General features: G+C 64.3%; 11 protein-coding genes. 7 read left to right on the top strand and 4 right to left on the bottom strand.

Features of this window, described 5'->3' with window-relative positions:
• Positions 1 to 95: 95 nt before the first annotated feature.
• The gene (locus tag PMI42_RS33025; protein ID WP_035967334.1) at positions 96 to 797 is read right to left on the bottom strand and encodes a glutathione S-transferase N-terminal domain-containing protein; all 702 of its coding nucleotides are present in this window, start codon (positions 795 to 797) and stop codon (positions 96 to 98) included.
• A gap of 121 nt (positions 798 to 918) precedes the next feature.
• On the opposite strand from PMI42_RS33025, the gene PMI42_RS33020 reads away from it, so the two are divergent.
• The gene (locus PMI42_RS33020; protein ID WP_008143155.1) at positions 919 to 1,941 is read left to right on the top strand and encodes a methionine synthase; all 1,023 of its coding nucleotides are present in this window, start codon (positions 919 to 921) and stop codon (positions 1,939 to 1,941) included.
• Between the two features lie 49 nt (positions 1,942 to 1,990).
• On the opposite strand, the gene PMI42_RS33015 is transcribed toward PMI42_RS33020, so the two are convergent.
• From PMI42_RS33015 to PMI42_RS33005, 3 genes are all read right to left on the bottom strand, one after another.
• Entirely contained in the window at positions 1,991 to 2,608 is a 618-nt protein-coding gene (locus PMI42_RS33015; protein WP_008143154.1) for a hypothetical protein, read from the bottom strand.
• A gap of 188 nt (positions 2,609 to 2,796) precedes the next feature.
• Positions 2,797 to 3,324, bottom strand: coding sequence for a xanthine phosphoribosyltransferase (gene gpt / locus PMI42_RS33010; protein ID WP_008143150.1), 528 nt, complete (start codon positions 3,322 to 3,324; stop codon positions 2,797 to 2,799).
• Positions 3,325 to 3,362: 38 nt separating this feature from the next.
• Positions 3,363 to 4,100: a competence/damage-inducible protein A gene (locus PMI42_RS33005; protein WP_008143148.1), complete on the bottom strand. Its 738-nt coding sequence runs from the start codon at positions 4,098 to 4,100 to the stop codon at positions 3,363 to 3,365.
• A 279-nt stretch (positions 4,101 to 4,379) separates the two neighbouring features.
• Here PMI42_RS33005 and PMI42_RS33000 point away from each other — a divergent pair, with 279 nt between their 5' ends.
• The 6 genes from PMI42_RS33000 (at position 4,380) to PMI42_RS32975 (ending at position 9,809) form a co-directional block, all read left to right on the top strand.
• On the top strand, positions 4,380 to 5,798 hold the full coding sequence (locus tag PMI42_RS33000; protein ID WP_008143146.1) for a circularly permuted type 2 ATP-grasp protein: 1,419 nt from the start codon (positions 4,380 to 4,382) through the stop codon (positions 5,796 to 5,798).
• 4 nt (positions 5,799 to 5,802) lie between these two features.
• Positions 5,803 to 6,747, top strand: coding sequence for an alpha-E domain-containing protein (locus PMI42_RS32995; RefSeq protein WP_008143144.1), 945 nt, complete (start codon positions 5,803 to 5,805; stop codon positions 6,745 to 6,747).
• Positions 6,748 to 6,814: 67 nt separating this feature from the next.
• On the top strand, positions 6,815 to 7,663 hold the full coding sequence (locus PMI42_RS32990; protein ID WP_008143136.1) for a transglutaminase family protein: 849 nt from the start codon (positions 6,815 to 6,817) through the stop codon (positions 7,661 to 7,663).
• Positions 7,664 to 7,730: 67 nt separating this feature from the next.
• Positions 7,731 to 8,138 carry a carboxymuconolactone decarboxylase family protein gene (locus PMI42_RS32985; protein WP_008143134.1) on the top strand — a complete coding sequence of 136 codons (408 nt, stop codon included), beginning with the start codon at positions 7,731 to 7,733 and terminating at the stop codon, positions 8,136 to 8,138.
• Positions 8,139 to 8,265: 127 nt separating this feature from the next.
• On the top strand, positions 8,266 to 9,024 hold the full coding sequence (locus PMI42_RS32980; protein WP_008143132.1) for a proteasome-type protease: 759 nt from the start codon (positions 8,266 to 8,268) through the stop codon (positions 9,022 to 9,024).
• 26 nt (positions 9,025 to 9,050) lie between these two features.
• A complete protein-coding gene (locus PMI42_RS32975; protein WP_008143131.1) occupies positions 9,051 to 9,809 on the top strand; it encodes an SDR family oxidoreductase in 759 nt (252 codons plus the stop codon).
• Positions 9,810 to 9,954: the final 145 nt, after the last annotated feature.

The raw sequence follows: 9,954 nt of genomic DNA, 5'->3' as shown, positions 1-9,954 counted from the left end.
GCGAGGAGCGAAGCGACGAAGCAATCCAGAGTCCCTCCGCGGAAAGATTCTGGATTGCTTCGCTGCGCTCGCAATGACGGGGACAGAGCGGAGGTTCACTTCTTCCCCAACACTTCCTTAGCCCGCTGGCCGAACATGATTTTGCGTGATTCCTCGTCGAACGGCTCTTTCACGAATTTTCCGATCGCAAGCCCGGCCTGGACCTGCGGGCGCGCCCGCACCTCGGCGTACCAGCGTTTCACGTTCGGATAGTCGTCAAGCGTAAAGCCCTGCGCCTTGTGCGTCATGGTCCAGGGGAAGCAGGCGATGTCGGCGATGGAATAATCGCCGGCGACATAGCCGCCGGTCTTGCCGAGCTGCCGGTCGAGCACGCCATAGAGCCGCGCGGCCTCGTCGCGATAGCGCTCGATCGCGTAGGGGATCTTCTCCGCCGCATAGAGCGCGAAATGGCCGTGCTGGCCGAGCATCGGCCCCAGCCCCGCCATCTGCCACATCACCCACTGGATCGTGGTGGAGCGGCCGCGGAGATCGCCGGGCAAGAAACGGCCGGTCTTTTCCGCGAGATAAATCAGGATCGCACCGGTCTCGAACGCCGAGAACGACGCGCCGCCATCGGCGGGATCGTGATCGACAATCGCGGGAATGCGGTTGTTCGGCGAGATCGCGAGAAACTCAGGGCTGAACTGCTCGCCGGCGCGAATGTTGACGGGCTTCACCGTGTAGGGAAGCCCGAGTTCCTCCAGCATGATCGAGATTTTCCAGCCGTTCGGCGTCGGCGCGTAATAGAGGTCGATCATGACCTTTCCCTGGCCCTTCCCCGTCATCGCCAACGGAATAGAAGACGACTTTTGTTGTTCTGTACCTTGACGTTAAGACATGGCAGGAAGGGGCGCAACATAACCTGCCGGGAGGGCCGCCATGCTGTTTCCAACCACGATCGCCGGCTCCTTGCCGAAGCCGGAATGGCTCGCCGAGCCCAACATGCTCTGGGCGCCCTGGAAGTCCGGAGGCGACGAGCTTCTCCGCGCCAAGCGCGACGCGACCATGCTTGCCGTGAAGGTGCAGGAAGACGCCGGCATCGACATCGTCACCGAGGGCGAGCAGGCCCGGCAGCATTTCGTGCACGGTTTTCTGGAGAAGATCGAGGGCATCGATTTCGCCCACAAGGTCGAGATGGGCATCCGCAAGGACCGCTACAAGGCGATGGTGCCGCAGGTGGTCGCGCCGCTCCGGCTCAAGGGCCGGGTCCATGCCGACGAGGCGCGCGTCGCCCGCACCCATACGAAGAAGAAGCTGAAATTCACCCTGCCCGGTCCGATGACCATCATCGACACCATCGCGGATCGCTACTATGGCGACCGCGTCAAGATGGCCTTTGCCTTCGCCGAGCTCCTGAACGAGGAGGCCAAGGCGTTGCAGGCCGACGGCGTCGATCTCGTGCAGTTCGACGAGCCCGCCTTCAACGTCTACATGGACGAGGTCAACGACTGGGGCATCAAGGCGCTGGAGCGCGCTGCCCAGGGCCTCACCTGCGCCACCGCCGTGCACATCTGCTACGGCTACGGCATCAAGGCCAACACCGACTGGAAGGAAACGCTGGGAGCGCAGTGGCGGCAGTATGAGCAGATCTTTCCGGCGATCGACGCGAGCCCGATCCAGCAGGTCGCGATCGAGTGCCGCAATTCCAAGGTGCCGCTCGATCTGCTCGCACTGCTCAAGACCAAGATCGTGCAGGCCGGCGTGATCGATGTGGCCAGCGACACGGTGGAGACGGCCGAGGATGTCGTGAAGGTGATCGACGCGGTGTCGAAATTCGTCCCCAAGAGCAACATCATCGCCACCACCAATTGCGGCATGGCGCCGATGCGGCGCGACATTGCCGAAGCCAAGCTGATGGCGCTCGGCGCCGGCGCGGCGCTGGCGCGGGAGAAGCTGGGGTAACGGCGGTGGTCCGACCGGCCGTCGTCATCGCGGCACTCGCCGCGCTGCGCTAGCTGCGGGCGGTCGGATGCAGCACCGGCTGATATCCGGCGACGATCGTGCGCAGCGTGGACGGCGGCGTCAGCAACATCGGGCGATCGAGGGCGCGTGCATGGGGGGTGTAGCCCGCGAACGACCACAGCAGCACCCTGCCCTGTACCACCAGAAAACTCTGTTCGTCCTGCTGCACCATCGCGCCATCAGGTAGTTCTGCCAGCGGCATCGGCAGCGCGTGCAGCCGTTTCTTGCCGCGATCGAGTCGCTCGTGATGCAGTACGGCGTCCATTGCCTTTGCACTGACGTCGCTGACGCCATTGCCCGTCTCCCAAGCGGCACGAAAGCGCTTGGCGTCGTCGCGGCGACAGAAGAAGCAGGGCCGATGACCGGCCGCAAAGGAGGTGGCCTCGTCGAGAAAGAACAGCTCGGTCCAGCTCCGCCGCGCCATCACCGGCCGCCGCCATCCCCGGAATTCGCAGAGGCAGGTGATCCAGGCCGGCGTCGACCAGCGCTTGTTCAGCAGCGTCCTGGTTGCGGGATCATGGATGATGCCGCGATTGCCGGTCAACATGCCGCGATGCGGCGTGGCGATGATGTCGCCGGTCGGCGTGACGCGGTTTTGCAGGGGCATGGTGCGGATCTTCTCCTTCTCCCCGCTTGCGGGGTCGCGACGAGCTTTCGCTCGCGCTGCGAAGGTCGGGATGAGGGGGAGTCTCCGCAAGGTCGGTGAGAGATTGACTCGCGGAGAGTCCCCCTCACCCGGATTGCATCTTCGATGCAATCCGACCTCTCCCCGCAAGCCGGGCGAGGTGAAGAAGATCACGCCGCCCCGTCGCGCAGCGGCGGGTGGTAGGACAGCGCGGTGTCCCACGGGAAGAAGATCCAGGTGTCCTGCGACACCTCGGTGATGAAGGTATCGACCAGCGGGCGTCCCTTCGGCTTGGCGTAGACGGTGGCGAAATGCGCGTCCGGCAGCATCTCGCGCACCAGTCTGCCGGTCTTGCCGGTGTCGACGAGGTCGTCGACGATCAAGAGCCCCTTGCCGGTGCCGCCGCCGAGCTTCATCGCGGATTCCGAGATGCCCTTGAGGACCTGGAGCTCGCCTTGCTTGTTGTGGTCGTAGCTGGCGATGCAGACCGTATCGATCACGCGCACGCCAAGCTCGCGGGCCACGATCGCCGCCGGGACCAGCCCGCCGCGGGTGATCGCGATCACCGCATGGAATGGGCCGACCTCGTTGAGCCGCCAGGTCAGCGCCCGGCAATCCCGGTGGAACTGATCCCACGAGACCGGAAAGGCCTTGCCTGCCCGCTCCTGCGCGCTGAGTTCCGGTGCTTCAGCAGCCATCGTCCTCTCCTGCCAATCTTCGTCCAGCAGCCTTTCTGCTACCGGGTGATGTTCAATCCTGCCAGCATGTCCTTCACCGCCGCCATCGCCGCCGCGAGCTTGTCCGCATCGCGCGAGCGCACGACCAGATTGGTGTTGGGCTTCTGCTCTTCGTCCATGAAGGGGTAGCTGCCGATGATGGTGTCCGGATGCGCCGCAGCGATCGCCCGCAAGGGGCTGCCGATGTCCCCTTCCCGCGCATTGGCGCGGACCGATTCGGACAGCATGCGCACGCCCGATTTCAGCTTGGGCGAGACGATGTCCATCATCGCCTGCATGATCGAGGGCACGCCCGCCATGACGATGACATTGCCGATCTTGAAGCCGGGGGCGAGGATGGTCGCGCTCTGGATCAGCTCGGCGCCGTCGGGGATGCGGGCCATGCGCAGGCGGGCCTCGTTGAGGTCCTGCTCGCTCCAGCGCTCGCGGAAACGGGCGACCACCTCCGGGTGGTGATCGATGCCGACACCGAACGCCTTGGCGACGCTGTCGGCGGTGATGTCGTCATGGGTCGGCCCGATGCCGCCGGTGGTGAAGACGTAGGTGTAGCGATGCCGCAGTGCATCCAGGGCGGCGATGATGTCGGCCTCGTCGTCGGAGACGACCCGGACTTCCTTCAGGTCGATGCCGATATTGGTCAGGTATTCGGCGATGAAGCCGATATTCTTGTCCTTGGTCCGGCCGGACAGGATTTCGTCCCCAATGACCAGAATGCCCGCCGTGACGATCTCGCTCATGCCTTAAGTCCCTTAGCCTGTCGGCCCGACTTTGCCGAGGTAACGCGTTGAAGTCACGCGGTTTTGCTGCCGAAATAAGCAGTCCTCAGCCATTTTTTCAGGCAAGCTGCCAGCCATCCCCGGCAAATCCTGCCAGTCCATGCTTATCGCGCTGGCCCGGCCCTTGCTACCACATGAAAGTCATGCACTGTTGACGCATGGCCAGGACGTTGCGGTCTTCCCCAAAGGCCTGACGACCTGTCGAATGGCGCAACGCCTTGCGGAGACAAGTCGGGATCTATGGCAGTCGCGTTTGATGAAATGAACATTCCCGGTGGGGACCTTCGCCCCGCCTATCAGGAGCTGGCGCGCTGGCTCAAGGAGACGCCTCCCGAGGCGCTCGAATATCGCCGCCAGGAAGCCGAGCTCCTGTTCCGCCGGATCGGCATCACCTTCGCCGTCTACGGGGACTCCGAATCCACCGAGCGCCTGATTCCCTTCGACGTGATCCCCAGGATCATGTCCGGCAAGGAATGGGCGCTGCTGGAGAAGGGGCTGAAACAGCGCGTCAAGGCGCTGAACATGTTCCTGCGCGACATCTATCACGGCCGCGACATCCTCCGCGCCGAGATCGTCCCGGACGATTTGATCTTCCAGAACCCGGTCTTCCGCCCGGAGATGAACGGCCAGCAGGTGCCGCACGACGTCTATGTGCACATCGCCGGCATCGACATCATCAGGGTCGATGCCAACGACTTCATCGTGCTGGAGGACAATGCGCGCACGCCCTCCGGCGTGTCCTACATGCTGGAAAACCGCGAGATCATGATGCGGCTGTTTCCGGATCTGTTCGCCCGCCACAAGGTGGCGCCGGTCGAACGCTATCCGGACGAGTTGCTCTCGGCCCTCCGCTCGGTCGCGCCGCACAGCGCGGCCGGCGAGCCGACGGTCGCCCTGCTCACGCCCGGCGTCTACAATTCCGCCTATTACGAGCACTCCTTCCTCGCCGACAAGCTCGGCATCGAGCTCGTCGAGGGCCGCGACCTCATCGTCAAGAACAACGAAGTGTTCATGCGCACGACGGAAGGGGTGAAGCGGGTCGACGTGATCTACCGCCGCGTCGACGACGACTTCCTCGATCCCCTCACCTTCCGGCCCGACTCGGCGCTCGGCGTGCCCGGGCTGATGTCGGCCTATGCCGCCGGCAACATCACGCTCGCCAACGCCGTCGGCACCGGCATCGCCGACGACAAGGCGATCTATTCCTACATGCCGGAGATCGTGAAATTCTACCTCGGCGAGGAGCCGATCCTGAAGAACGTTCAGACCTGGCGCTGCCGCGAGCCGAAGGACCTTGCCTACGTGCTCGACCATCTCGGCGATCTCGTCGTGAAGGAAGTCCACGGCTCCGGCGGCTACGGCATGCTGATCGGTCCGGCCGCGACGAAAGCGACGATCGAAGCGTTCCGCGAAAAACTCAAGCGCGAGCCTGAAGGTTTTATCGCGCAGCCGACGCTGGCGCTCTCGACCTGTCCGACCTGCACGGCCACGGGCCTCGCGCCTCGCCATGTCGACTTGCGGCCCTTCGTGCTCACGGGCAGCAAGAGCACGACCATCGTGCCCGGCGGACTGACACGCGTCGCGCTGAAGGAAGGCTCCCTGGTGGTGAATTCGAGCCAGGGCGGCGGCACCAAAGATACCTGGATACTGGACGAGTAGAGAGATGCTGTCGCGTACCGCCGAAAACCTCTACTGGCTCGCCCGCTACGTCGAACGGGCCGAATATCTCGCGCGCACCATCGATGCGACGCTGCGCGTCACCGCGCTTCCCGCCGCCTATATCGGCAAGACCAACGAATGGGACTCGGCGCTGCTCACCGCCGGCGTCGCCACGAGCTTCTATCAGCAATATGAGGAAGCCAACGAGCGCAACGTCGTCGACTACCTCTCGTTCTCCGCCGACAACCCGTCCTCGATCAGGAACTGTATCGAGGCGGCGCGGCTGAACTCGCGTTCGGTGCGCACCGCGCTCACCAGCGAGATGTGGGACACCATCAACTCGGCCTGGATCGAGTTGCAGGAGGTCTGGAGCAAGGGCACCTCGACCCGCGAGGATCTCGCAAAGTTCCTGCGCTTCGTGCAGGAAACCTCGCTGCGCTTCGACGGCTCGGCGTACCGCACCATGCTGCGCAACGACGCCTACTGGTTCTCGCGCCTCGGCCTGCATCTGGAGCGCGCCGACAACACCGCGCGCATTCTCGACGTGAAGTATCACGTGCTGCTGCCCGAGGAGGAGCATGTCGGCGGCCCGCTCGACTTCTACCAGTGGAGCTCGATCCTGCGCTCGGTCTCGGCGCTGACGGCCTATCACTGGGTCTATCGCGAGACGCTGAAGCCGTGGCTGGTGGCGGATCTGCTCATTCTCAACGGGACGCTGCCGCGCTCGCTGGCGAGCTGCTACGACAACCTCACGCGCAACCTCGACCAGATCGGCGTCGCCTATGGCCGCCAGGGCCCCGCCCAGCGCCATGCCCGCGGCATCCGCAACCGGCTCGAACACAGCAATATGAACGACATTTTCCAGCACGGCGTCCATGAATTCATTCAGGAATTCATCGCGGACAATTCCAGGCTGGGCGAAATCATTACGAAGCAGTATTTGATCTGATACTGCCTCTATTCCGGGGCGCCCGCAGGGCGGGCCCGGAATGGCGACGCCAGAACAACGGATCCCTATGCGCCTGCGAATCCAGCACACCACGACCTATCGCTACGAGCCGGCGGCCACCAGCGTGATCCAGATCCTGCGCATGACGCCGTGCAGCCATGACGGACAATACGTGGCGGAATGGCAGATCGATGTCTCGACCGACACCAGGCTCGACACCCATGAGGACGCGTTCGGGAACGTCACCCACGTGCTGTCCTGCGGGCCCGTCAGCGACATCAAGATCATCGCCGAGGGCCTGATCGAGACTCACGACACCGGCGGCGTGCTGCGCGGCGCCGACGAGCGCTTTCCGGCCGGCATGTTCCTGCGCGCCACCGACCTCACCTCCGTCAACCCGGCGATGGCGGCGGTCGCGCGGCAGCTGCGCAGCGAGGCCGAGAGCGACACGCTCGGCTTCCTGCATACGCTGATGAGCGAGATCAGCGATCACATGACGTTCGACGAAGACCCGACCAACAGCGGGACCTCGGCGGCCGAAGCGTTCACGCTCAAGCGCGGCGTCTGCCAGGATTACGCGCATATCTTCATTGCCTGCGCCCGCAGCGGCGGCGTGCCGGCGCGCTTCGTCTCCGGCCATTTTTTGCGGTCCGACGGTACCGTGCACCAGGATGCCGGGCACGCCTGGGCGGAAGCCTTCGTGCCTGATCTGGGCTGGGTCGGGTTCGATCCCGCCAACAGCATCTGTGCCACCGACGCCCATGTCCGCGTCGCGATCGGGCTCGATTATCTCGGCGCAGCCCCCGTGCGCGGCACCCGCTACGGCGGCGGCGCAGAGACGCTGACGGTTGCGGTCAAAGTCGACCAGGCCGGCCGCGGCGGGCAATCGCAGTCGCAATCCCAACGGCAGAGCTAGACGCCGCAGGCTGACCAGATCGGCCGTGCTATGATCGCAGGATCAAACCGATCCTGCGAGGTACCCCATGGCGACCGTAAAACTGCTTTCAGACGACGAGCTCTCGCTGGAGGCGCGCGCCGTTTTCGACGATATCCGCAAGGTGCGGAAATCGGACTTCGTCAACAATTTCTGGCGCGCGCTGGCGCATGATCCGAAGACGCTGCGGCGGACCTGGGAGAGCATCCAGGAGGTGATGGCGCCGGGCGCGCTCGATCCCAAGGTCAAGGAGATGCTCTATGTCGCGGTCTCGATCGCGCATGGCTGCAGCTATTGTATCCATTCCCACACCGCCGCCGCACGGGCCAAGGGCATGACCGAGGCCGAATATGCCGAGATGCTCGCCATCGTCGGCATGGCCGCGGAAACGAACCGGCTGGTCACGGCGCTCGGCGTCCCCGTCGATCAGGCGTTTCTCGTCGACGCCGCCGATTGAGGCGGGCAGTCGCAGCGGCGAAACGCCCGGGAATGACGATCTCGCCCGGAAATCCGGGGTTTCATGCCTCCCCGAAATTGGCTACTAGTTTGGCGCCGCCAAAAGCGCTCGCGTTCGGGGATTGGAAATGACCTATTGTTGCGGAATCCTGGTTCGGGACGGGCTCGTCATGATCGCCGATACCCGTACCAATGCCGGCCTCGACAATGTCTCGACCTTCCGCAAGCTGCATATCTTCTCCAAGCCCGGCGATCGCATCATGGCGATCGCCAGTGCCGGCAACCTCGCCATCAGCCAGTCGGTGCTCTCCACCCTCACCGAGGGCCTGGAAGACCCCAACACGGGCGACATCGAGACGCTGATGAACGCGCCGACCATGTTCCAGGCCGCCCAGCGCATCGGCCGGGCGATCCGCGCCGTGCATGCGACCGAGGGCCCCGCACTGAAATCCGAGGATGTGTCCTTCGACGTCTCCTTCCTGTTCGGCGGCCAGATCAAGGGCGCGCGGATGCGCCTGTTCATGGTCTACACCGCAGGCAATTTCATCGAGTGCACCACCGACACGCCCTACTTGCAGATCGGCGAGCACAAATACGGCAAGCCGGTGCTCGACCGCGCCATGCATTACGACGTCGAGCTCTACGAGGCGCTGAAGACCGGCCTGATCTCGATGGACTCGACCATGCGCTCCAATCTCGGCGTCGGCCTGCCGATCGACGTGCTGGTGGTGCGCGCGGATGCCTGCGATGCCGACCTCAACCACCGCATCGAGGCGGGCGAGCCCTATTTCCACGATTTGCGGTCGCGCTGGTCGGCGGCGCTGCGCGCAGCGCATCAGAACATTCCGCGGCCGCCCTACAAGAACGAAAAAGAACCCAAAACCTGACAACTTAAGAGAAAAGGCAGGAAACGATGAGTGAAGCAAACAAGATCGCAGTGGTGACGGGCGCCGGCACCGGTGTCGGGCGTGCCGCGTCGCTGGCGCTGATGAACACCGGCTTCACCGTGGTGCTGGTCGGGCGCCGGATGGAGATGCTCGAGGAGACCGCCAAGCTCGGCCCTGCCGGCAAGAGCCTCTGCGTCACCGCCGACATGACCAAGCCGGACCAGATCGCCGCGCTGTTCGACAAGGTGAAGGCGACCTATGGCCGCCTCGACGTGCTGTTCAACAATGCCGGCATGGGCGCACCGCCGGTGAACTTCGAGGACCTGAGCCTCGAGCAGTGGCAGGCCGTGGTGAACACCAACCTCACCGCCCCGTTCCTGTGCACACAGCACGCCTTCCGCATCATGAAGGACCAGAGCCCGCGCGGCGGCCGCATCATCAACAACGGCTCGATCTCGGCGCACGCGCCGCGGCCGTTCTCGGCGGCCTACACCTCGACCAAGCACGCCATCACCGGCCTCACCAAGGCCTCGAACCTCGATGGCCGCATGTATGACATCGCCGTCGGCCAGGTCGACATCGGCAATGCCGCGACCCCGATGACCGATCGCATGGTCAACGGCCCCGGCGTGCTGCAGCCCGACGGCACGTCGAAGCAGGAGCCGCGCATGGACGCGAAGGCGGTCGGCGATGCGGTGGCCTACATGGCCGGCCTGCCGCTCGATGCCAACGTGCTGACGATGACTGTCATGGCGACCAAGATGCCGTTCGTCGGACGCGGCTGAAGCCAAAACTGCGAAAACAACCCCATGCACAGTAGGCGGCGTGGGGTTGCGGCCAGCCTTAGGCAAGCGGGGTGAACGCGACTAAGTCCCCGCACTGCCTCCGTAATCGTCATTGCGAGCGCAACTCCATCACCGTCACCCTGAG

The sequence above is a fragment of the Bradyrhizobium sp. YR681 genome (assembly GCF_000282615.1).
GTDB lineage: Bacteria > Pseudomonadota > Alphaproteobacteria > Rhizobiales > Xanthobacteraceae > Bradyrhizobium.
The sequence above is the reverse complement of the archived record's forward strand: the minus strand, read 5'-3'. Positions and strand labels throughout refer to the sequence as shown.

Coding starts and splice junctions, on each gene's coding strand:
- PMI42_RS33025 (WP_035967334.1), bottom strand. CDS start 797: ATGATCGACCTCTATTACGCGCCGACGCCGAACGGCTGGAAAATCTCG.
- PMI42_RS33020 (WP_008143155.1), top strand. CDS start 919: ATGCTGTTTCCAACCACGATCGCCGGCTCCTTGCCGAAGCCGGAATGG.
- PMI42_RS33015 (WP_008143154.1), bottom strand. CDS start 2,608: ATGCCCCTGCAAAACCGCGTCACGCCGACCGGCGACATCATCGCCACG.
- gpt (WP_008143150.1), bottom strand. CDS start 3,324: ATGGCTGCTGAAGCACCGGAACTCAGCGCGCAGGAGCGGGCAGGCAAG.
- PMI42_RS33005 (WP_008143148.1), bottom strand. CDS start 4,100: ATGAGCGAGATCGTCACGGCGGGCATTCTGGTCATTGGGGACGAAATC.
- PMI42_RS33000 (WP_008143146.1), top strand. CDS start 4,380: ATGGCAGTCGCGTTTGATGAAATGAACATTCCCGGTGGGGACCTTCGC.
- PMI42_RS32995 (WP_008143144.1), top strand. CDS start 5,803: ATGCTGTCGCGTACCGCCGAAAACCTCTACTGGCTCGCCCGCTACGTC.
- PMI42_RS32990 (WP_008143136.1), top strand. CDS start 6,815: ATGCGCCTGCGAATCCAGCACACCACGACCTATCGCTACGAGCCGGCG.
- PMI42_RS32985 (WP_008143134.1), top strand. CDS start 7,731: ATGGCGACCGTAAAACTGCTTTCAGACGACGAGCTCTCGCTGGAGGCG.
- PMI42_RS32980 (WP_008143132.1), top strand. CDS start 8,266: ATGACCTATTGTTGCGGAATCCTGGTTCGGGACGGGCTCGTCATGATC.
- PMI42_RS32975 (WP_008143131.1), top strand. CDS start 9,051: ATGAGTGAAGCAAACAAGATCGCAGTGGTGACGGGCGCCGGCACCGGT.